Annotated in this window: 22 protein-coding genes; 9 read left to right on the top strand and 13 right to left on the bottom strand. The window is 67.6% G+C overall.

Going from position 1 to position 20,425, the window contains the following annotated elements; all coding sequences use genetic code 11:
- Window positions 1-32 precede the first annotated feature (32 nt).
- Window positions 33-2,018 carry an NAD-dependent DNA ligase LigA gene (gene ligA, locus NS2_RS29830; protein ID WP_147207369.1) on the bottom strand — a complete coding sequence of 662 codons (1,986 nt, stop codon included), beginning with the start codon at window positions 2,016-2,018 and terminating at the stop codon, window positions 33-35.
- 169 nt (window positions 2,019-2,187) lie between these two features.
- Here ligA and NS2_RS29825 point away from each other — a divergent pair, with 169 nt between their 5' ends.
- Window positions 2,188-2,994 carry an LLM class flavin-dependent oxidoreductase gene (locus NS2_RS29825; protein WP_033090631.1) on the top strand — a complete coding sequence of 269 codons (807 nt, stop codon included), beginning with the start codon at window positions 2,188-2,190 and terminating at the stop codon, window positions 2,992-2,994.
- A gap of 7 nt (window positions 2,995-3,001) precedes the next feature.
- Here the strand turns inward: NS2_RS29825 and NS2_RS29820 are convergent, their stop codons facing one another.
- A complete protein-coding gene (locus NS2_RS29820) occupies window positions 3,002-4,594 on the bottom strand; it encodes a carboxylesterase/lipase family protein (RefSeq protein WP_143161202.1) in 1,593 nt (530 codons plus the stop codon).
- A 183-nt stretch (window positions 4,595-4,777) separates the two neighbouring features.
- Here NS2_RS29820 and NS2_RS29815 point away from each other — a divergent pair, with 183 nt between their 5' ends.
- Together NS2_RS29815 and NS2_RS29810 are read left to right on the top strand one after the other, a co-directional pair.
- The gene (locus tag NS2_RS29815) at window positions 4,778-5,998 is read left to right on the top strand and encodes a cytochrome P450 (protein WP_033090632.1); all 1,221 of its coding nucleotides are present in this window, start codon (window positions 4,778-4,780) and stop codon (window positions 5,996-5,998) included.
- Between the two features lie 102 nt (window positions 5,999-6,100).
- Window positions 6,101-6,502, top strand: a complete 402-nt coding sequence (locus NS2_RS29810; protein ID WP_033090633.1) for a hypothetical protein — start codon at window positions 6,101-6,103, stop codon at window positions 6,500-6,502.
- Window positions 6,503-6,625: 123 nt separating this feature from the next.
- Here NS2_RS29810 and NS2_RS29805 read toward each other — a convergent pair whose 3' ends face one another.
- Window positions 6,626-7,087, bottom strand: coding sequence for a PaaI family thioesterase (locus NS2_RS29805; RefSeq protein ID WP_081986279.1), 462 nt, complete (start codon window positions 7,085-7,087; stop codon window positions 6,626-6,628).
- A 177-nt stretch (window positions 7,088-7,264) separates the two neighbouring features.
- Here NS2_RS29805 and NS2_RS29800 point away from each other — a divergent pair, with 177 nt between their 5' ends.
- Window positions 7,265-7,906: a GntR family transcriptional regulator gene (locus NS2_RS29800; protein ID WP_147207368.1), complete on the top strand. Its 642-nt coding sequence runs from the start codon at window positions 7,265-7,267 to the stop codon at window positions 7,904-7,906.
- Window positions 7,906-9,135 carry an MFS transporter gene (locus NS2_RS29795; protein ID WP_052486786.1) on the top strand — a complete coding sequence of 410 codons (1,230 nt, stop codon included), beginning with the start codon at window positions 7,906-7,908 and terminating at the stop codon, window positions 9,133-9,135. The genes NS2_RS29800 and NS2_RS29795 overlap by 1 nt, the downstream gene beginning before the upstream one ends.
- A 51-nt stretch (window positions 9,136-9,186) precedes the next feature.
- Here the strand turns inward: NS2_RS29795 and NS2_RS29790 are convergent, their stop codons facing one another.
- Entirely contained in the window at window positions 9,187-9,510 is a 324-nt protein-coding gene (locus tag NS2_RS29790) for a rhodanese-like domain-containing protein (protein ID WP_033090635.1), read from the bottom strand.
- Between the two features lie 85 nt (window positions 9,511-9,595).
- On the opposite strand from NS2_RS29790, the gene NS2_RS29785 reads away from it, so the two are divergent.
- Window positions 9,596-10,063 (top strand): MarR family winged helix-turn-helix transcriptional regulator, encoded by a 468-nt coding sequence (locus NS2_RS29785; RefSeq protein ID WP_033090636.1) that lies wholly within the window; start codon window positions 9,596-9,598, stop codon window positions 10,061-10,063.
- On the top strand, window positions 10,063-11,055 hold the full coding sequence (locus tag NS2_RS29780; protein ID WP_033090637.1) for a TIGR03560 family F420-dependent LLM class oxidoreductase: 993 nt from the start codon (window positions 10,063-10,065) through the stop codon (window positions 11,053-11,055). Before NS2_RS29785 ends, NS2_RS29780 begins: the two co-directional genes overlap by 1 nt.
- 60 nt (window positions 11,056-11,115) lie before the next feature.
- On the opposite strand, the gene NS2_RS29775 is transcribed toward NS2_RS29780, so the two are convergent.
- From NS2_RS29775 to NS2_RS29770, 3 genes are all read right to left on the bottom strand, one after another.
- A complete protein-coding gene (locus tag NS2_RS29775; RefSeq protein ID WP_071811651.1) occupies window positions 11,116-11,763 on the bottom strand; it encodes a disulfide bond formation protein B in 648 nt (215 codons plus the stop codon).
- A 63-nt stretch (window positions 11,764-11,826) separates the two neighbouring features.
- Window positions 11,827-11,988: a hypothetical protein gene (locus tag NS2_RS36405; RefSeq protein ID WP_155239238.1), complete on the bottom strand. Its 162-nt coding sequence runs from the start codon at window positions 11,986-11,988 to the stop codon at window positions 11,827-11,829.
- 181 nt (window positions 11,989-12,169) lie between these two features.
- Window positions 12,170-13,486 carry a family 1 glycosylhydrolase gene (locus NS2_RS29770; RefSeq protein WP_033090638.1) on the bottom strand — a complete coding sequence of 439 codons (1,317 nt, stop codon included), beginning with the start codon at window positions 13,484-13,486 and terminating at the stop codon, window positions 12,170-12,172.
- 67 nt (window positions 13,487-13,553) lie between these two features.
- Here NS2_RS29770 and NS2_RS29765 point away from each other — a divergent pair, with 67 nt between their 5' ends.
- On the top strand, window positions 13,554-14,135 hold the full coding sequence (locus NS2_RS29765; RefSeq protein ID WP_052086936.1) for a TetR/AcrR family transcriptional regulator: 582 nt from the start codon (window positions 13,554-13,556) through the stop codon (window positions 14,133-14,135).
- Between the two features lie 9 nt (window positions 14,136-14,144).
- Here NS2_RS29765 and NS2_RS29760 read toward each other — a convergent pair whose 3' ends face one another.
- The 4 genes from NS2_RS29760 to NS2_RS36400 are packed head-to-tail and all read right to left on the bottom strand — an operon-like array spanning window position 14,145 to window position 17,627.
- Window positions 14,145-15,677, bottom strand: a complete 1,533-nt coding sequence (locus tag NS2_RS29760) for a YfcC family protein (protein ID WP_033090639.1) — start codon at window positions 15,675-15,677, stop codon at window positions 14,145-14,147.
- Entirely contained in the window at window positions 15,674-16,588 is a 915-nt protein-coding gene (locus NS2_RS29755) for a peptidase dimerization domain-containing protein (protein WP_231992985.1), read from the bottom strand. The genes NS2_RS29760 and NS2_RS29755 overlap by 4 nt, the downstream gene beginning before the upstream one ends.
- Window positions 16,585-17,022, bottom strand: a complete 438-nt coding sequence (locus NS2_RS37980; protein WP_228102710.1) for a M20/M25/M40 family metallo-hydrolase — start codon at window positions 17,020-17,022, stop codon at window positions 16,585-16,587. The genes NS2_RS29755 and NS2_RS37980 overlap by 4 nt, the downstream gene beginning before the upstream one ends.
- 50 nt (window positions 17,023-17,072) lie before the next feature.
- On the bottom strand, window positions 17,073-17,627 hold the full coding sequence (locus tag NS2_RS36400) for a hypothetical protein (RefSeq protein ID WP_063865094.1): 555 nt from the start codon (window positions 17,625-17,627) through the stop codon (window positions 17,073-17,075).
- 217 nt (window positions 17,628-17,844) lie between these two features.
- Between NS2_RS36400 and NS2_RS29745 the strand changes: the two genes are divergently transcribed.
- Window positions 17,845-18,870 carry a helix-turn-helix transcriptional regulator gene (locus NS2_RS29745; protein ID WP_052086937.1) on the top strand — a complete coding sequence of 342 codons (1,026 nt, stop codon included), beginning with the start codon at window positions 17,845-17,847 and terminating at the stop codon, window positions 18,868-18,870.
- A gap of 1 nt (window position 18,871) precedes the next feature.
- On the opposite strand, the gene NS2_RS29740 is transcribed toward NS2_RS29745, so the two are convergent.
- Both NS2_RS29740 and NS2_RS29735 read right to left on the bottom strand, forming a co-directional pair.
- Entirely contained in the window at window positions 18,872-19,156 is a 285-nt protein-coding gene (locus NS2_RS29740) for a hypothetical protein (protein ID WP_033090640.1), read from the bottom strand.
- Window positions 19,157-19,328: 172 nt separating this feature from the next.
- The gene (locus NS2_RS29735; RefSeq protein ID WP_033090641.1) at window positions 19,329-20,339 is read right to left on the bottom strand and encodes a helix-turn-helix transcriptional regulator; all 1,011 of its coding nucleotides are present in this window, start codon (window positions 20,337-20,339) and stop codon (window positions 19,329-19,331) included.
- Window positions 20,340-20,425 lie beyond the last annotated feature (86 nt).

The raw sequence follows: 20,425 nt of genomic DNA, 5'->3' as shown, positions 1-20,425 counted from the left end.
GGACACTAGGTTGCCCCGCGCCCCTGATGAATTCACACGACGTTGGCGGCGATCAGCAGGTTCCAGATCTCGCCCTGGTCGACGACCTCGACGCCGAGCTTCTCCGCCTTGGTCAGTTTGCTGTCGCCGACTCCGGCGCCGGTGATGAGCAGATCGGTATTCGCCGACACCGAGGACGCGGCGGTCGCGCCCGCCTTCGCGCACAGGCGCTGGAAGGTCGGGCGGGCGACCTTCTCCCCCGAGCGCGGGTCACTGATCGCGCCGGTGATCACCACCGTCTTGCCCGCCAGCGGCGCACCCGCGGCGACGACCGGGGGTAGGTCCTCCTCCCGAACATCCAGGGAGACACCGAATTCGCGCAGTCGTTCCAGTTCCGGGCGCAGCCGGGTGAGGTGGGCGACCAGCGAGGCGGCGACCTTCGGCCCGATATCGTCCACCGCCACCAGCCGTTCCTCGCCCGCGTCGGCGACCTCCTCGAGGGTGGCGAAGCCCGCGCGGGCCAGGCGGGCGGCGGTGCCGTCGGAGGCCATGGGGATGGCCAGGCCGATCAGCGCGCGACGCAGGCAGACCCGGCGGCTGACGTCGATCGAGTCGATCATGCGGGCGGCGGAAACCTCACCGACGCGGTCGAATTCGAGCAGGCGATCCTTGGTCAGGGTGTAGAAGTCCGACGGGTTCTCCAGGATCCCGGCCTCGGCGAGGCGCTCGATCCACACCGGCCCGATGGCGTCGATGTCCGCCGCGGCGCGCGACGCCCAGTGGATGAGCCTGCGCACGGTCTGGGCCGGGCAGGAAACGTTGGTGCAGAACAGCTCTCGGCTGTTGCCCTGTTCGGTCACCGGTTGCCCGCAGGAGGGGCAGACGGTCGGCGGGACGATCTCGCGCTCTTCGCCCGTGCGTCGGGAGGCGTCGAGCACGCCCGCCACGAAGGGGATCACGTCACCCGCGCGGCGGACCAGCACCGTGTCACCGATCTTGATGTCGCGGGCGCGGATCACCTCCTGGCTGGCCAGCGTGGCCTTGGTGACCGTGGTGCCGCCCACGAAGACCGGGTCCAGCCAGGCGACCGGCACGATCTTGCCGGTCTTGCCGACGTCCCAGACCACATCGGCGAGCAGCGTGGTCTTCTCCTCGGCGGCGAACTTGAACGCCAGGGCACCGCGCGGGGAGCTCGATCGAGTTCCCGCCGCCGCGTAGGCATCTCGGTCCGCCAGCCGCAGCACCGCGCCGTCGAGGTCGTAGGCCAGTGCGTCGCGGCCGCGCTCGATGGCACCGATCGCGGTCTGCGCCTGCTCGGCATCCTCGCAGTGCCGCATCTGCGCGCCCGCGATCCCGAGTGCCCGCAGCCCGTCCTCGAGGTCGGCGACGCCGCCCTCGGCGTCCAGGTCGAACCCGAAGAACTGCAAGCGCCGTTCGGCGACGGTGGCCGGATCCTTCGCCCGCAGCGTGCCCGCCGCCGCATTGCGCGGATTGATCAGCGGCTTGTCCGGATGCGCGGTGTTGTAGGCGGCGAAGGTGGACCGCAGCATCACGGCCTCACCCCGGACCTCCACGCGTCCGGGCACCTCGATCCCCTCGGGAATCCCGTCCACCAAGGCCGCGACCAGCAGGGTCACGTCATCACCGGTGGTGCCGTCGCCCCGCGTCACCGCCCGTACGAACCGCCCGTCCTCATAGACGAGTGCCAGCGACAGTCCATCGAGCTTCGGCATCACCACCACCGATTGCCCCGGGAACCGGGCGAAGAAGGCGGCGACCTGCTCGGCCGTGGTCGCCTTCTCCAGCGAGAGCATCGGCCGCGAATGCCGCACGGGCGCGTGCAGCACCCCGGGCGCGCCGACCTGATCCAGCGGATTCGGATCCGGCGTGAGCTCTGGATGCGCCTCGATCAACCCCCGCAACTCGTCCTCGACCGCGTCGTACTCGGCGTCGGCGACCAGCGGCGAGCCCTGATAGTAGGCCTCGCGCAGCGCCACGATCCGGTCCGCGAGCTCTTGAATACGTTCCCCAGCTTCCACGATCGACGACGCTACCGACCCCCACCGACACCGCCACGACGACACTCGGCGAGCAGAATCGGGTGGTCCCGCCGCGCGGGTGCCGCTCGACGCTTTCCGGTGCGGCGATGAGTTTCGGGCGGGACCGCCGTCGATAACTCCGAATGTTGTGACAGACAGGAGTTCAGCTATGACGAGACCGTTCCGCTTCGGGGTCGTCGCCCCGCTCAGGACCGATGTGCCGACGTGGCGAGATCGGGTGCGCCGCATTGCCGATTGCGGGTACTCGACGCTGCTGGTACCCGACTTCCCGCTGATGCAGCCGGCGCCCGGGCCCATGCTGGCCACCGTCGCGGCCATCACCGACCTGCGCGTGGGCAGCTGGGTGTACGCCTCGCCCTTCCGCCCGGCGTGGCTGACGGCGTGGGAGGCGCACTCGCTGTCGCTGCTGACCGAGGGCCGCTTCGAGATGGGAATCGGCACCGGCAGACCGGGAATCGAGGACGAGCTCCGCGACAAGGGCATGCCCGGCACGCCGCCGCCGAGTGAGCGGCTGGCGTCCATCCGGGACACCGTCGAGCGACTGCGCGCCTTCGACGGCCCGGACCACCACACGCCCGTCGCGATGGCCGTCTACGGCCCGAAGGCCCGCGCCCTGGCGGCCGAGGTCGCGGACACGGTCACCTTCGTCCTGGGCGATCACCCCCGCGCCGAGGTCACCCGCATGGCACGCGACTTCCGCGCGACCAGCGACGCCGAACTCGCCCTCGCCGTCCCCTGCATCGGCGACTCCGTCGCACCCCACATGGCGGGCCCCGGCACCGACCCCGCCGCCTGGCGCGCAGCCGACGCCATGACCGTCCTCCCCGACGACCCGGCCGCCGCCATCGACGAAATCCACCGCCGCCGAGAGGAAATCGGCTTCTCCTACTTCGTCTTCGGCGCCGACTACGCCGAACGCTTCGCCCCCGTAGTCGCCGAACTCACCGGCCGCTGATCCGGTGCTATCGGGGTAGGCCGGACCAGAAGGCGCAGCGGTGATCGGTGGCGAAGGTGTCGGTGAGCCGGTTGCCGCTGGGGCGGAACGACATATAGGTCGGCGTGTTCGGGGAGTACTGCGGAATTGGTTGCAAAGGGGCGGGGTCCGCGGAGGTCGTGGTGACGAAATGCGCCCAGTAGCGGCGCATTTCGGCGGCGAGGCGTTGCTGGTCGGGGGTCATGATGCCGTGCAGGAGGGGGCCTGCCTGGGTGAGGTCGAACAGGGATGGGAGTTCGGAGGCGTGGAAGGCGCCCATCGGGAAGGTGGTGGGTGGGGCCAATGGGGACGGGTCGTCGAATTGGTAGACGTAGGTGGGGTTTCGGCGGCTGAAGTCCTGGATCTGGGTGCTCAGGTCGCAGACGACCTTGTCGGTCCAGGCTCGGCTCAGGGCCACCGCGGGCTGGGGGTAGTCGGAGAGGGGGTACTCCGCCGTGATCCGGTCCACGACGGCCGGGGCGAGTTTCAGTTGTGCGGCGAGGACCGCGGGATAGTCGGCGGGGGCGAGACGGGGGCCGAGGGGGTTGCCATAGCGCATCCAGACCCACAGGGCCATTTCGTCGTAGTTGGAGCCGATGAAGGTGGGAATCCGCAGCAGGCGACCGGCTTTCAGCAGCGCCACGGGGCTCTCCGGCAGGAAGGCGTTGCCGTACACCACACTTGCCGAATCGGGGGCGCGGTCGATCAGGGTGTCCGGCGGGAGGGCACGCAGGCAGGCCCCGGAATCTGGTCCGGCGCAACCGAGTCCGGCCGCCCAGGCATCGCCGTCGGCCTCGGCGTCCGGAAGGGATTGGCCGGTGCACGGGCCGCTCTGGAGCACGGCGGCGCGGAACAGCTGCGCGGCGGCGGGGACGGCCATCTGGGCGCAGATCGATATGCCGCCCGCGGATTCACCGGCCACCGTGACCCGGTTCGGGTCGCCGCCGAAGGCCGGGATATTGCGCTGCACCCAGCGCAGCGCCGCCTGCTGATCCATCAGGCCGTAGTCGCCCGCGCCGGCGCCCTCGTCGAGGGCCGAGGCGGCCAGGAAGCCCAGCGCGCCGAGGCGGTAGTTGATGGTGACCACGATGGCGTCGCCGTCCGGCTGTGCGACCAGAGGCGCTGCGCCGTAGGTGCTTCCAGAGCCGACCTGCAAACTGCCGCCGTGAATCCACACCATGACGGGCAGCGCGCGGCCGTCGGCGGGCAGGGTGCGCGGGGTCCAGACGTTCAGGTACAGACAGTCCTCGTCGGTGGAGCGCAGGCCGCCCAGTCCGGTCGTCTGGGGACAGTTCGATGCGGTATCGCGGGCCTCACGAATGCCCGGCCACGGTGCGACGGCCTGCGGCGGCCGCCAGCGCAGCTCGCCCACCGGCGGTGCGGCATAAGGGATTCCATTGAACACGCGGTAGTCCTGGGCCAGTACCCCGTGCAGGCCACCGCTGTCGATGGTGACGATGTCCGGGGCCGCCGATTCGGCTCGAGACACCGGCCCGTTCACCAGAAAACCCATGACGAGCAGGGCTACCGCCGCAATCACCGCTCCGGCTCGTCCCGCCCACTTCCGTCCGCGCACGATCACCCGAGCCTCCTGGGCCAGCAGCGTTTCGCGTAGACGTTCGATACTAGACGGCCGTCTCGGACCGCAGTCCGGAGTCTCGAGACGGGCGGGAAAGCCCAGCTCATCGCTGAGCCGGTCGGGTAGCCTCGTCTCACTGCGAGACGGTTGTTGACAGTCGGTTCAGGCCCGGAAACCGTGGGCCGCATGACGCTGATCTCACCCGATGCCGTCGACCTCTTCGATCCGGCGCACCTCGACGATCCCTACCCGCTGTATCGGCGGCTGCGCGCGGAGTCGCCTGTGTACCGCATCCCGGGCAGCGATTTCTACCTGGTGACATCGTGGGATCTGGTGACGGAGGCGGTGAATCGGGCCGGGGAGTTCTCCTCGCACCTGACCGGTGCGCTGCTGCGGCAGCCGGGGCAGCCGCCCCTCACCTTCGATATGGACGGCGGCGGCCAAGCCATCCACGTGCTCGCCACCGCGGACGACCCGAGCCATCAGATACAGCGCAAGCTCGTACAGCCCTTGCTGGCCAAACGGATTCGCGGGCTCGGACCCACCGTCACCGAGCTGGTGGACCGGCTCTGGAGCGAGGAGCTGCGCGGCGATCGCATCGAGTGGGCCGCGGGCATGGCCGACCGGCTCCCGCTGACCTTGGTCGCCGACATCATCGGCCTGCCGGATACCGATGTGCCGCAACTGCTCTCGTGGGCCTACGACAGCACCGAGATGCTGGGCGGCCTGGTGGACGCGGACCGCTTCGTCCACCTCGCGACCGCCGCGGCCGATCTGGCGGCCTACCTCCACATCGAATTCCATACCGCCCTGGCGAACCCGAAGGAGGACCTGCTCGGCGTCCTGGCCCACGCCCACCGGGCCGGTGGGATCACCGACACCGTGGCCGTGCTCATCCTGGTCCAACTCGTCGGCGCGGGCGGCGAATCCACGGCGGGCTTGATCGCCAATGCCGCCCGTCTGCTCGCCACCCGCCGGGAGCTCCAAGAAGAGCTGCGCCGCGAACCCGCGCTGCTGCCCAACTTCCTGGACGAGGCGTTGCGCCTGGAATCGCCCTTCCGCGGCCATCATCGACACGTCACCGTCGATACCGCGCTGGGCGGCACCGAGATTCCCGCAGGCAGTCACGTGCTGCTGTCCTGGGGCGCGGCCAATCGGGATCCGGCACGCTTCGAGCATCCGGACGCCATCGACCTGGACCGCCGCAGCGGGGCCGACAATCTCGCCTTCGGACGCGGCATCCACTTCTGCGTCGGCTCGGCACTGGCCAAGCTGGAGGCCACCGCGGCCCTGACCGCCCTGCTGGAGCGCACCGCCGGCTTCGCCCTCGTCGAAGACGCCCCGCCGCAGTGGTTTCCGAGCATTTTCGTGCGCCGCCACCGCAGCCTGCCGCTGCGCGTGCGCTGATTCCGCAAACCGCGCCGATTCTTTCCGCGCGTCCCCGGCGTGCCGGACGCCCCGGCACGGCATGATCGTCGTCGATCGGGGGGCGTCTACTGCTGTGAACTCATGAAAGGGGTTTTGTTCGTGAAGACCGTGTACCTCCGCCGCATCACCCTGGGAATGCTCGCGTGTGCGATGTCCGGCGCGTTCGCCGCACCGGCCTCGGCCGACGCGGCCCCGCAGCGGCTCACGCTCGACTACTCCAAGGGCAAGTGCGCGCAGACCACGCTGACTGCGCGCTCGTTCACGCCCACCACGCTGGAGGTCACCACCTCCAACAACTTCACCGACGACGCCAAGATCGATATGAACGGCCAGCGCGTCGCACTGCCCGACACCTACGCCGCGCAGACCACCAAGATCGACCTCGGCACCCCGATGCCCGGGGCCATCCCGTTCAAGGTGTCCGGCTCGGATTGGCCGGGCAGCGCCGGGACCGGCTGCGAGGGCTGGATCATCATCGCCTGAGCCGGATCGACGACGGCCCGAGCGCCGCGAACATGCCTGAGCCCCGGGGTGGCTCCCCGGGGCTCAGGCATTTCGACAGCTCACGTGCCGCAGGGCCGGGCCGGTCGGACGCGGAACTATCGCCTACTTGCCGTGCGTGCGCAGCTGGTAGAGCCCCTCGGTCTCGGCGACGACCACACCGTTGGCGTCGGTGACGACGGCCTTCAGCGTGTAGTCGGCCTTGCCCTTGGACTCGGCCTCCTCGGCGATGCGCGCGATCTCCTCCGCCGACAGCGTCGCCTCGGCCCGCACATCGGTGGCGGCGGGCCTGCGGAAGTAGATGTGCAGATCCTTCACCAGCGGGAAGTACTTGCTGGTGTCGAAGCTCGCGAGGGCGAGCGCACCGCCGAGCATTTCGGCGACGGTGAACAGCACCCCGGCGTACATGACCCCGAAGTGATTGCCATTGCCCTCGATCGGCACGGTGCTGGCCGCGAAGCCGGGGCGCACCTCCTCGGCCCGCACGCCCATCTTGTGCGCGACCGGAACCGTGAATTCCAGCGCACTGTTCACGACCTCGTTCAGCGGCGGGGCGTCGTTCGCCATGCGGACCTCCTCGTCCTGGACTCGGGCACTTACTGACGTAGCGCCAACAGGATGAATCATTACGGCTGAGAGGGTTGCGGCGCAACTCCCTCAGCTGTTCGCATTGCCGAGCGCCCGTCGCGTGAACCCGGCCACATCCCGGCAATTCGTCCCATGTTCGCATCTAGTATGCAAGTCGTGTCCAAGACGCCTTCCGCCGCCGAGCGGGCCTATCACGAGATCAAGGAACGCATCCTCAGCGGCAAGCTACCGGGCGGGGAGCTGATCAGCGAGAACGAGATGGCCGGGGAACTCGGGACCTCTCGCACCCCGGTCCGCGAGGCGTTCCTGCGACTCGAGACCGAGGGCTGGATGCGGCTGTACCCCAAGCGCGGCGCACTGGTGGTCCCGGCGCCCTCGCACGAGGCCGAGCACGTGATCCACGCCCGCTACGTGGTGGAAACCGGCGCGGTCGACGCGCTCACCCGTGTCGCGCGGGCGGGGCTGATCCCCCGGCTGCGCGCATCCCTGGACCGCCAGCGCGAACTCGCCGACCTCGGTGACCTCGACGAATTCGCCATCGTGGACGCCGATTTCCACCGCGAGTACGTGGTGGCCGCCGACAATCCGCTGCTCATCGGCTTCTACGACTCGCTGCGCGAACGCCAGCGCCGGATGAACAGCGTGGCGCTGCGCCGGGGCGAGACCAACCCGGATCGAATCATCGAGCAGCACACCGAAATCACCAACCTGATCGAAGCCGCCGACGCCGCCGGTTTCGCCGACGCACTCGCCGAGCACCTGACCCATGTGCACGGCGTGACCCTGAGAGGACTGTGATGGCGACGCTGACATCGGTCGGCACCCGGGCGGCAAGTCTCGGCACCCATCCCAAGGCGTGGCTCGGCGTGGCCGCGGCCATCTTCGCGATCGCCTGGGGCGGAAACGAATTCACCCCGCTGCTGGTCATGTACAAGCGCGACGGCCTGCCCGTCACCACCGTGGACCTGCTGCTGTTCGAATACGTGCTGGGCATCATCCCGGCCCTGCTGATCGGCGGCCCGCTCTCCGACCGCTTCGGCCGGCGCCCGCTCATGCGACCCGCGCCCGTCATCGCGGCCCTGGGCTCGACCTTCCTGGCCTTCGGATCGTCCTCGGTGCCAATGCTTTCCATCGGCCGGGTGCTGTGCGGCATCGCACTGGGCCTGGCCATGGCCGTGGGCAGCAGCTGGCTCAAGGAACTCTCACAGTCCCCCTACACCGCCGAAACCGTTTCCGGCGCCGGCGCTCGCCGCTCGGCCATGAGCCTGACCGGCGGCTTCGGCCTGGGTGCGGGCGTGGCCGGGGTGCTGGCACAGTGGGCCCCGTTGCCGGACACCCTGGCGTACCTGATCAACGTGACCCTGTGCCTGCTGGCCGCCGCGCTGCTGCTGCGCGCCCCGGAAACCACCGTCCCGCAGGCGAACCCGGGTCGACTACGGGACGATCTGAAGGTCCCCGCCGCCGCCCACCACCGCTTCCGCACCGTGGCGCTGCCGCTGTCCCTGTGGCTGTTCACCTGCTCCGCGGTGGCCTACGCCATCATGCCGACCCTCATGATGCCCAAGGCGCACAACGCCCCCGTCGCGTTCTCCGCCCTCATCACCGTCATCACCCTGGGCTGCGGCTTCGCAATCCAATCCGTCGCCCGCCGCCTCGACCGCCCCGGCACCCTCCGCCTCCCGGTCCTGGCGCTGACCCTGATCATCACCGGAATGCTGCTGGCCGCAGCCGCTTCCGCCACCCTCACCATGTCACTGACCATCCTGACCGCCATCTTCCTGGGCATGGGCTTCGGCAGCGGCCTGGTCGCGGGCCTGCTCGAAATCGAGCGCATGGCCCGCCCCGACGACCTCGCCGGCCTCACCGCCGTCTTCTACGCGGTCAGCTACCTCGGCTTCGGCGTCCCCGCCGTCATGGCCGTCTGCCACGACGCCACCGGCATCGGCTACCCCGCCATGTTGGGCATCCTCGCCACCGGCGCGGTCATCTGCCTGGCCATCGTCACCCGCTCCCGCCCGACGGCCTAGGCGGACGGGCCGCGCCGGTCGCGGCCTCCCACCGTATTCTGTCTGGGACAATCAGCTTTCGATCGGCAGGCCCGCCTCGGTCCAGTCCCGGATGCCGTCCCGGTATTTGCGGACGTTGGTGTAGCCCAGCCGTTCCAGCTTGGTGGCCACGTTCTGGCTGTTGGGGCAGGCGGCGTTGGAGCAGTAGGTGACGATGGCCGCGTCGCGGTTCGGGAGCAGCTGCGGGGCTTGGGTTTCCACGTCGGACTCGACCAGGGCGAACGCGCCGGGGAGATGCGCCTTGGCGTAGTACTCGCCGCCGAGCGCGTCGAGCACGGTGACGGTTCCGGCCTCGATTTCCTTGGCGAGTTCGTCGCGAGTGATGAGTGCGGTCATGGGATTTCCTTTCCGAGCACGAAAATATGTGCGTGTGCACGCTACTACTTACGTGCGCGCGCACGCAACTGGTTATGATGGGCTGGTGTCCGCATCCCGATCGCATCCGGCCGTCCACGCCTGGGCGGCCCTGCTCCAGGTGCACGCCAAACTCGTGCCCGAACTCGACGCCGAACTGCGCCGGGCCACCGGACTGCCGCTGAGCTGGTACGACGTCCTGCTGGAACTCGATGCGCCGCACCGGCTCCGGATGAGCGACCTGGGCGAACGCGTGGTGCTCAGCCGCACCCGGGTGAGCCGATTGGTCACCGAGATGGAATCGCACGGTTTGGTTCGCCGTGAATCCAATCCCGACGACGGGCGCTCGGCCTTCGTGAGCATTACCGACGCGGGCCGCCGCCGCTTCCGCGAGGCCGCGCCGCACTATCTGACCGGCATCGAAAAGCGTTTCGGAGGCAGACTGGACGCGGCCGACCTCGAAGCCGTGGCCTCGGCACTGCGCAAGGTACTCGGCCCGGCACAGGTGACAACACCGAACAGAGGAGAGAGCTAGTGCGCTTCGGCATCTTCATTCCGCAGGGCTGGCGGCTGGATCTGGTCGGCATCGACCCCGCGGCGCAATGGGAAACGATGCGGGAGCTGGCCCGGCGGGCCGACTCCGGCGACGCCTGGGAATCACTGTGGGTCTACGACCACTTCCACACCGTGCCGGTGCCCACCGAGGAGGCCACCCACGAGGCGTGGTCACTGATGTCCGCGCTGGCCGCGAGCACCTCGCGCATCCGGCTGGGCCAGATGTGCACCGCCATGAGCTACCGCGACCCGGCCTATCTGGCCAAGGTCGCCGCCACCGTGGACCTGATCTCGGGCGGGCGCGTGGAGATGGGCATCGGCGGCGGCTGGTACGAGCACGAATGGCGCGCCTACGGCTACGGATTCCCTTCCGCCGGTGTGCGATTGGGCCGCCTGGACGAGGGCGTACAGATCTTCAGGCAGGCGTGGACCACCGGCAGGGCCACCCTGAACGGCAAGCACTACCAGGTCGACGGAGCCATCGTGCGGCCGCTTCCCTTGCAGGAGGGCGGGATTCCGATCTGGATCGCGGGCGGCGGCGAGAAGGTGACGCTGCGGATCGCGGCGAAATACGCGCAGTACACCAATTTCGCGGGTGACCCCGAGACGTTCACGCAGAAGTCGGAGCTGCTGCGCACCCACTGTGCCCAGGTGGGAACGGATTTCGACGCCATCACCCGCAGCTCCAACTTCAACACGCTGGTCGCCGCGACCGAGGCGGAGGTGCAGCAGCGACTGGCGGAACTGGAGACGCGGCTGACGCCGTTCGTCGGGGCCGAGGGCGCGGCCCAGCACGTGAAGGATCTGTTCCGCGACTCCCCCGCCGTCGGCACCCCGGAGCAGGTCGTCGAAAGGCTGTCCGAGGTGAAGGAACTCGGTCTCGGGTACTCGATTCACTACTTCCCCGAGACCGCCTACGACACGTCCGGGCTGGAACTCTTCGAGCGCGAGGTCATTCCGGCGTTGCGCTGACACGGACATGCGAATCCGCCCGCCGACACCGTTTCCGGTGTGGGCGGGCGGATTTCGTTGTCACCAGCCCAGATCGGTGAAGAACTGGTAGCTGGTCGGATCACCGCTCATCTTCCAGTTCAGGCCCTGCAGGAAGAAGCAGGCGATCAGGTTGGTGGCGGCGAAGGTGAACAGCACCGCGGGGGTGATGGCGGCGGCGCGGCGCAGGGCGGCGGAAGGGGCTGCCACCTTGCCCGGTTCGCTGTAGGCGGCCAGGAAGAGCACGATCCCGGCGGCGAGCACGGCCAGCACGAAGGTGATGAAGGCCCAGGTGTAGAGGTGCAGGCCGAGCAGGGTGCCGGCGTATCCGGGGTCCGGGGGCACGATGTGCATGAGCACCTGGGTGCCGGAGACGAAGCTGCCGAGGATCGCGGCCACGACGGCCCAGCCCCAGCCGGCGGCGAACTCGCGGGTGGTCACCGCTCCGGTGCGCGAGCGGATGATGATGTAGGTCGGGCCGATCGCACTGAGCAGAAAGAACATTCGCTGCAGCAGGCACATCGGGCAGGGGTACTCCCACAGCGCGAACTGGAAGATGTAGGCGCCGAGCAGGGTGGCGCACATGCCGATCACGTAGACGTGGGCGAACCAGAGTCCGAGCTTGTTCGAGAGTCCGAGCTTGTTCGAAGGTCCGGGACGCCGGTCGGAGAGTTCGGGCGAATCGGTGATGACGCCGGTTGCGGTGGTGGGGTTGCGAAGGTGGTCATGAGAGGTCGGCTCCTGAGGCGGCGTTCACAGGCTGAGGGTGAAGGAGTGGTCGATGACGTGGGGTAGGAAAGCCAGCATCGACAGGGCCAGGGTCGCCGAGCACAGACCCATCGCATAGCCCCGCGGCCAGCTGCGAACCACCGCCACCACACACAGCAGGATGAGAGCAAAGAGCAGGGTGTACATGGTGTCCTGATTTCGTCGGGGATTCGTTGTACCCCAACTATTCATCTGGTTATAACCAGTTGGTAGCCACCTCGGTCCGATACACTCATAGAACCGGACTATGACCTTGCCCGGATCGGTTGCCGCCGAATATATCTCGACTATCAACGGCGTCCCCGCCCGCCGGAGGGTCTGACCGGGCCTAGCGGGGCAAGGTGACCGGATCGGTGCAGCTGGTGAGCGGATCGACCAGCGAGCAGTCCTTGGGATCACGAGTCGGGCGATAGTCGGCGGGTACGCCGCCGTCGCGGGTGATCGCGGTGTAGGCCGGGACCGCGTCCGTGGGGCGGCGGGTGAGCGCCGGATCGGTCAGCACGTCCACCGTGTACAGGCCGAATCGCGTTGTGTAGGAACCCCATTCGTAGTTGTCGGTGAGGCTCCAGTAGTTGTAGCCGATCACGTTCATGCCGTCGGCTTTGGCACGCTGCACCCAGTAGACGGTGTCGCGCAGATCGTCGGCGCGGGTGTAGCCGTCGGCGCGGGGCTTGCCGTTCTCGGTGGGCATGCCGTTCTCGACGATGTAGAGCGGCTTGCCGGGGAAGGCGCGCGAATAGTGTTCCAGCGCATAGTAAATCCCGTCGGGCTGCAACGGGTTTGTCCACAGCTCGGTGGTGATGGGCGAGCGCAGGGCGTCCGGGGACAGCCCGTAGTAGTAGTCGATGCCGATGTAGTCCAGCTTGGCGGCGATCCTGTCGCTCAGCGGGCCGTTCACCGAATCCTCGGAGACCGGGATGTAGGCGACATTGCTGGTGACCAGAGCGCCCGGCTGCGCCTGGTGGATGTAGTCGTAGATGGCATTGTGCGCCTGCGCGATTCGGTCCCGCATGACCCCGATCGCGGTGGCGGGGAGGATGCCCAGCCGGACCTCGTTGGCCATGTACATGGCGGGTTCGTTGAAGGTCACCCAGAGTGGATTGCCGAACGCGTACCGGTCCACGATCCGGCGGGCATCGGCCAGCCAGTCCTCGACCATCCCGGCGTTGTTCCACCCGCCGCGGTCGGCCTCCCAGCCCGGGTACACCCAGTGATCGAGGGTGAGCATGGGCCGCATACCCGCCGCCTCGATGGCCCCGATCACCTTGTCGTAGAAGCGAAGTCCGTCCTCGTCCCACACGCCGGGCTGCGGCTGCACCCGCGCCCATTCGATGCCGATCCGGTACACCTTCACGCCCAGCCCCTTGGCGAGCTGGATGTCCGAGAGATACCGGTCGTAGAAGTCGATCGAATCCCGGTACGGGTCCTGGGTTTTCCCGGACGCGGCGTAACGCGACCAATTGCTGTCCGGCGCATGCCCTTCGGACTGGAAGCCCGAGGCCGCCACGCCCCAGAGGAAGTCCTGGCCCAGCGGGTCGACCCGCGCGGGCGGCTCCGGCCGGGCGAAGGCCGGGGCGGCGGTCGCGGTCAGCGCGGCGGAGGCGGCCAGAACGACCAGGCCGAGAATGCGGCGGCGGGATCCCATATCGAAAACCGTACAGTGCACGGTTTTGGAGGACAAGAAACTCTCAGAGTCCGCTTAGACTTTCCCGATGGCGAAACGCGGACCGTACGGGAAGGGCATCGAGCGGCGGGAGCAGATCCTCGAGGCCGCCCTGCGCACCATCGCCGAGCGTGGCTTTCTCGCGACCTCGGTGGCCGAGCTGGCCGAGGCCGTCGGCCTGAGCCAGAGCGGACTACTGCACTACTTCGGGTCCAAGGAAGAGCTGTTCGTCGCGGTGCTGCGCAAACGCGACGAGGTCGACATGGCCGCCGCCGGCGCGCCCGGCCCCGAACTGCTGGTCCGCATCATCCGGCGCAACACCCAGGTGCCCGGGCTGATCGAGCTGTTCACCCACATGCAGGCGGCCGCCGCCGACCCGCGCCACCCCGCGCACGCCTACATGCGCGAGCACTACGAACGCGGCACCGCCGGATTCGCCGCACTGCTGCGGGAGATGCAGCGGGCGGGCACGGTGCCCGCGAGCGTGGACCCCGAGCTGATGGCGACGGCATTCATGGCGCTGGCCGACGGACTGCAATCACGCTGGCTCATCGACCCGTCCATCGATATGGAGTCCTACTTCGACCGGTTCTGGACCCAGTACACCGGAATGCGGTTCCCGGGGGCCTAGCTCCGGGGATCAGCCGATCCAGGCCGCGATCGCCAGGAACACGCAGATCAGCACGAACAGGATCGCCATCAGCGGGACGATGAACTTCACATAGCGGTCGTAGCGGACCTTGGCCAGGGCGATACCACCGGTGACCACCGCGGTCGTCGGGGTGACCAGGTTCGCCCAGCCCGACGCCGACTGCCAGCCCGTCACCACCAGCGACCTCGGCACATGGGCGAAGTCGGCCAGCGGGGCCATGATCGGCATGGCCAGGGTGGCGTGTCCCGAGGTGGACGGGATGAGGAAGGCCAGCGGGACGTTCACCAGGAACACGCCCACCGCGAAGACCGCCGACGAGGTGCCCGACACCACGCCCTCCAGCGCGTGCAGCACCGTGCTGGTGATCTGGGTGTTGTTCATGATGACGGTGACCCCGCGGGCGAGCACGATGACGAAGCCCGCGCCGACGAAATCGCTGAACCCCTTGCCGATGTTCTCCGACATCTTGCCCTCGCCCAGACCGCCCACCAGCCCGACCGCGATCGCGCCCACCAGGAACAGCGCGGTGAGCTCGGGGAAGTACCAACCCAGTTCCCACTTGTAGGGATTCGCGTCCGGGCCCTTGATCACCGTGCCCCAGGGAATGATCGAGAAGATCATGAACGCGAAGGTGAGGCCGACCAGCCACAGCACCGACACCTGCCGCTTGGTCATCGGATCCGGTTCGTGCTCATCGGCTTTCACCTCGCGGTCGCCGGGTTGCCAACCGGACCAGGATTTCTCGGGGTCGGCCTTGACGCGGCGGGCGTACCAGATGACATACGCGACGGTGACCACGGTCAGCACCACCAGCATGGCCAGGCGCAGCACGATGCCGTCGCCGATGGCGATGCCCGCCGCCGAGGAGGCGGTGCCGGTGGCGAAAGGATTGACCGTGGAACACAACACGCCGATGCCCGCCCCGGTGATGATCGCGCCGACCGCGGTCATCCGGTCGTACCCCAGGGCCAGGGTCAACGGCACCAGCAGGGCGTAGAAGCCCAGCGTCTCCTCGGCGAAACCCTCGACGGTACCGGCGACCGCGAACACCACCATGATGCCGACGATCAGCAGATACGAGCGGTTGCGCAGCTTGAACGCCAGCCGCCCGATGCCGCTGTCCAGCGCGCCGGTGGCGAAGGCGACGGTGATGAACGCGCCCACCGCCAGCACGAACAGGAACACCGCGGCCGCACCGTACAGCGACCCGGACACATCGGGGGCGACCTGGCCGGTCTTGCCGTCCTGAATGCCGTAGAGCCCGTTGACCGGAGCCAGGAACAGATCCCGCACCCGCTCGCCGAAACCCTTGGCATCGGTGAGGCGGTGGTACGAGCCCGCGATCGGGTGTCCCTTGTCGTCGGTGTCGTACGCGCCCGGCGGAATCACGAACGCCGCCAGCCAGACCGCGAGGGTGACGCCCGCGAGAATGGTGTATGTGGACGGGAACGTCCACTTCTTGCGGTGCCGTGCGGGTTCCGGCGCGGTCTGGGGCTGCTCGACGGTTCCGACGTCGCTCACTTGCGCATCCTGTCCGCGAAGAGTTGGAAGAACTCGGCCTCGGCGAGCGCCACATTCCGCAACTCGCTCACCAGTACTCGCTCGTTGAAGCCGTGCATATTGCACTTGGAATCCTCGACGCCGAGCATGAGCACCTCGGAGTTCGGATTGGCCGCCGCCATGGAATTGGTCAGCGGAATCGACCCGCCCATGGCCGAATCGATGGCGTCCACGCCCCACGCCTTCTTCATCGCCTCCCCCATCGCCGCATACGCGGAACCGCTCGTGCCCGCCGCGAACCCGGCCCCGATATCCCCGCCGGTCACCTCGAGCTCGATCCCGAACGGCCGCACCTTCTTCAGATGCTCGATCACCGCCCGCTGCCCCTGCGCCGGATCCTGCTCCGGATGCACCCGCACGTTCAGATACGCCTTCGCATACGGAACCACCGCCGACGCAGCGGTTTTCGTTGCCGGGGCGTCCAGCCCGATCACCGTGATCGCGGGCCCGTACCAAATCCGCTCCCCGATCGGCCCCGTCCCGAGCAACGGCATCCCCGCCGCCATCCCCGTGACCTCCGCGAACTCCTTATCGGTGTAATTCGCCCCGCCCCACTTGTCCCGCCGCAGCCCCGCCACCGCCACATTCCCATCCGCGTCGTGCAGCGTGGACAGCGCACTGATCAACGCCAGCAACGCATCCGGCGCCGCCCCACCGAACTGCCCCGCATGCACCGGAGCCTCCAGCGTCCGCACCTCCACGAACACATCCGCCACCCCGCGCAACGCCGTCACCAACGTCGGCTGCCCCGCCCTGATATTCCCCGCATCGCAGATGAGCAGCGCATCGGCCGTGAACAACTCCGGCTTCTCCGCCGGATAGTCATCGAAAACCGACCCATACTCCTCCTGCCCCTCGATAACCACCGTCACCCCACCGGCGGCTTCCCCCCGAACGCCCGCAACGCCCCGATATGCGCCACCACATTCGCCTTGCAGTCCGCCGCCCCCCGCCCGTAAATCGCCCCATCCTTCTCGGTAGGCGTGAACGGCGGTGTCTTCCAAAGACTCTCATCCCCCGACGGCTGCACGTCGTAATGCCCGTACAATAACACGGTCGGCGCGCCCTCGGGCGCCGAGATCCGCCCGTAAATCACCGGCGACGTATCCGGCAGACTCAACACCCGAATCTCCCCCACCCCCGACTTCCGCAACTCCTCGGCGATCAGATCGTGGGCCCGCTGCACATTCTCCTTCGGATACTCCGGAAACGCGATCGACGGTATCGCCACCAATTGCCCGAGCAGCCCTTTCAACTCGGGCATCAGCCCATCAACGGTCTCACCCAGATCCCGGCGCAGCTCCATCCCGCCATCGAACCACCCGATTCCGGCGAACCTCCGGCGACACGCGCGGCTCAGCGACTCCCCGCCAGCGTCACCGTGCAGGTCAGCGCCGACGCGGCGACCGTGACCCCGGAGACCACCCAGCCATTGGAGGTCAGCCGCGCGGCCAGCAGCGCCACCACCACGAACGACAGTGACGGCAGCGTGGCCACGGCATAGAGAATGCGGCCGAGCACCGCCGACGCCGACAAGCATCGGAACAGAAACCGTTGCGGCACCCCACATCCCGGCACATTCGGGCCACTTCGGCGACAGCGACGAGCCCGCTCCACGCGGTGACGGTCCCGCTCGACCACCCTTGTGGCCAGCAGCAGAACGGCCTCGGCCACATCCATCCCCAGCGACGTCGCACGCTGAGCGGCCGACCGCAGGGCCGCGCCCCCGTCCGCCTCCGGATCACTGAGCAACTCGTCCAGCATCATGGCGTCGATGGCCTGCTCCCGCGTCAGGAGCCGGCCCGGAAGCCAGGTCAGCAACCAACTCCCTCCACCGGGGTCCGGTACGCGGTGGGCCGTCTCCGGGGTGAGATCACTGGTGATGGATCGGTCGGTGATATGGAGTGCCATTGCCCTGTCGCCTTCTCGAATACCTATGCGATACAGAAAGTTTGCGAATCGCCTCGATTGGCATCTACCGAACTGCTCACTGTCCCTTGATATTTGCCGGGGTATCCGCTCAATCGCTGTCCTCGCCGCGAATCATCGGATGTCTGGCCACGAACGCGGCCACGATCTAAGCTTTTGTGACACACATTGAGCAGCTGGGTCGGCGCAGGGGGCCGAAATGACGCGCTACGACCCGGTCGGAGAACCGATCGGAGATCTGATCCGCAGGCTGCGCAAAGAACGGAGCCTGACCCAGAAATCCCTGGCCGACAAGGTGAAATGCTCACGCAGTCAGATCCAGCAGATCGAGAGCGGCGCCCGAATACCACAGCGCCCCCTGCGGGAGAGTCTCAGTGCGGTACTCGGTGTCCCCCTGCCCGCATCCGGACGCACGGTTGCCCCGGCCGAGGCCGCTGATACCCGGGCAGACAACCTCCGCATGGGATTCAATGTGTTGCTGGGCCGCGACCCCGTAGCAGCCGAACACGCACTTCGCATCGCACAGGGCCTCGTGGCCGCGGGTGCAGCCGGTCCAGAGGTGGCTTCCCTACGAGCGATTGCAATGCGGCAATTGGAGCGAGCGGAAAACGTACTGGCGCAGGTGCCTTCGCGCGTGGCCCGGGTACCTGAGTGGAACACCGTCGCCGACTGGTGCACGGTGATCGAGCAGGCAACTCGATCGGTCCGGATGGTACATGCCGCGGGATTCGCGGCCATCGGCGGCGAAGTCGGCGATGAATATCACGCCACCATGCTGCGATTAGCCGCTCGAACAGGCTCAGCCACCGTCGACATTCACCGAATCTACGTCATCGACTCGGTTTCGGACCTTTGGCCCTACGACGATCGGTTGTGGCAGATGACTCGCGCCGGCATCGGGAACCTGGTGGTCAAGCGATCCCATGCGCCCAATGCTCAAGGCGTGCTCGTTGTGGACGAGAGATTCGCCATCTCCGGCGATTACGACACTTTGCGCGAAGGCCGCTTGGCAAGCAGGTTCTCGACTCTGCAGCCGGATATCGACTTCCAGGTGAATCGATTCGAGAAGCTCGAAGCACTTCGCAGGCGAGGCAAAGCAATCCGGATCAACGATCTGATCGCAAACCCGCCGCTGTCGCAATTCACGAGCCTCGATGTCGGTGAGTGCCGCGGCTTGTTCCATGCCGCCCTTGAACAAGCGTGGGACGAACTACCACCTGCGTAGGTCAAATGATGTCCGCCGCGCTGTAGCGAAGAATCGCGGCGGCCGCGGCTGCCCCGTATTCGCAACTCGCGACATGCGGCTGGAATGAAGGGAAGTTGGATCGATGGATCACCGTGATGTCGTTGGACGCCTTCACCATGCTGTCGACACAGGTAACCACACAGTTGCCACCGGATCGGGCCGTCAGATCGACCACCACCGCACCGGCCGGCAGAGCCTGCAGCCCCTCCCGGACCAAGAGCTCGTCCCACGCCGCGTTCAGGGCAGCCGCCGCCCCCTCGTCCATGGGCAGTCCGGCTCCCCATGGAAACCGTCCAGAATCCCGTGGTACACGCGACCCGCGGTCCCCTCGAATCGGCTCTGGGCACCGAGATACATGCGCGCGATCCTTTTCCGCTCGTCTGAGCGGTCCGCCAACTGGAGTGCATCCGGTTCCGGCGGCCACGCAACATTCCGGCTCATGAGCGCAAGCCTTCGGTGTCGGGCTTCTCGTTGTTCCACGCCCGACGCAAAACCGTACGGAAACGGGCGCGGCAGTCCTCCTGTTCCAAGCGCTCGTAGTGTGTCAGTCCCGTACGTTCGACGAGATCGTTGACTACCAGCGCCATTCCGTAACTCCTGAGTTCACGGAGGTGGTTGAACTTTCTTTGCGCGGCCTGCACATCGTGCCGCAGTGTCGAGAACCTGCTGGAGTCCCGCTCACGGCGGCGGAAATCGTAATCCCCAGCCAGTACGTAGCTGCCATCGACGATCAGGATGCCCTGCGCATTGGGCGCGAACTCCCGGTTCACCAACGTGGTTTCGACGCCCGCCCTGACCTGCTGCCATAGTTTGTCCTCATAGGACGTCACATTTACAACGTCGTCCAGGACATAGACACGCTGCACGGACACGCCGGATCGAGCCTTCCCCAGAATCGCGCGGTGATACTCGTCGCCGACATCGCCACCGATGGCTCCGAGTTCCGCGGTGTGGATGGCACAAATCCGCTCCTGCGCCCGGTCCAGCACCGTGAGCCAGTCGATGACCGTATTCCACTCCCGCACAACGACACTTCCCGAGGGAATCTGCGTCAGCACTTCCTCTGCTCGCGCCAGCTGTCGCTCTGCGATCTCCCGCAACGGCACGAGATCCTCCCCCGTGTCCTCGAGCGCGGCCAGCGTTTGCGCGAGCGCGAGGACACGGTTGGCAATATCAGGCTTCTCGCCCAGCAGGATGTTGAAACGGATACGCAGTTCGCTGGTCTCGGCGTCCGTCTCATCGCCTCCGGGCAGACGCTCACCCAGCACCGCGCTCAGCTTCTCGCGCTGGGCAGGCGAGGGAATGCGTTTGCCATTCTCGATCTGCTGAATCAGGCTGCGCGAGCAGCCGACCCGTAGCGCGAGCGCCTCCTGGGTGAGACTGCGTTGCCGGCGAAGTCGCTTGACAGTCGTGCCGATCGGCTCGCCGTCCCAGGCCGAGCGAGACATGCTCGTCTCCCATCATGTTCTGCACTGCTCAGACGTGCCATGCGTAGCCCATCCTAAGCACGGTTTGTCACTTTCGCCTTAGTACT

Source organism: Nocardia seriolae NBRC 15557, from assembly GCF_007990715.1.
In the GTDB taxonomy this organism is placed as follows: Bacteria; Actinomycetota; Actinomycetes; order Mycobacteriales; family Mycobacteriaceae; genus Nocardia; species Nocardia seriolae.
This window is presented reverse-complemented; position numbering and strand designations above follow the sequence as displayed.

Bases quoted from the DNA above. Each gene is read 5' to 3' on its own strand.
- NS2_RS29825 (WP_033090631.1), top strand. From the start codon at position 2,188: ATGACGAGACCGTTCCGCTTCGGGGTCGTCGCCCCGCTCAGGACCGAT.
- NS2_RS29815 (WP_033090632.1), top strand. From the start codon at position 4,778: ATGACGCTGATCTCACCCGATGCCGTCGACCTCTTCGATCCGGCGCAC.
- NS2_RS29810 (WP_033090633.1), top strand. From the start codon at position 6,101: ATGAAAGGGGTTTTGTTCGTGAAGACCGTGTACCTCCGCCGCATCACC.
- NS2_RS29805 (WP_081986279.1), bottom strand. From the start codon at position 7,087: ATGGCGAACGACGCCCCGCCGCTGAACGAGGTCGTGAACAGTGCGCTG.
- NS2_RS29795 (WP_052486786.1), top strand. From the start codon at position 7,906: ATGGCGACGCTGACATCGGTCGGCACCCGGGCGGCAAGTCTCGGCACC.
- NS2_RS29790 (WP_033090635.1), bottom strand. From the start codon at position 9,510: ATGACCGCACTCATCACTCGCGACGAACTCGCCAAGGAAATCGAGGCC.
- NS2_RS36405 (WP_155239238.1), bottom strand. From the start codon at position 11,988: ATGTACACCCTGCTCTTTGCTCTCATCCTGCTGTGTGTGGTGGCGGTG.
- NS2_RS29770 (WP_033090638.1), bottom strand. From the start codon at position 13,486: ATGGGATCCCGCCGCCGCATTCTCGGCCTGGTCGTTCTGGCCGCCTCC.
- NS2_RS29765 (WP_052086936.1), top strand. From the start codon at position 13,554: ATGGCGAAACGCGGACCGTACGGGAAGGGCATCGAGCGGCGGGAGCAG.
- NS2_RS37980 (WP_228102710.1), bottom strand. From the start codon at position 17,022: ATGGAGCTGCGCCGGGATCTGGGTGAGACCGTTGATGGGCTGATGCCC.
- NS2_RS36400 (WP_063865094.1), bottom strand. From the start codon at position 17,627: ATGGCACTCCATATCACCGACCGATCCATCACCAGTGATCTCACCCCG.
- NS2_RS29745 (WP_052086937.1), top strand. From the start codon at position 17,845: ATGACGCGCTACGACCCGGTCGGAGAACCGATCGGAGATCTGATCCGC.
- NS2_RS29740 (WP_033090640.1), bottom strand. From the start codon at position 19,156: ATGGACGAGGGGGCGGCGGCTGCCCTGAACGCGGCGTGGGACGAGCTC.
- NS2_RS29735 (WP_033090641.1), bottom strand. From the start codon at position 20,339: ATGTCTCGCTCGGCCTGGGACGGCGAGCCGATCGGCACGACTGTCAAG.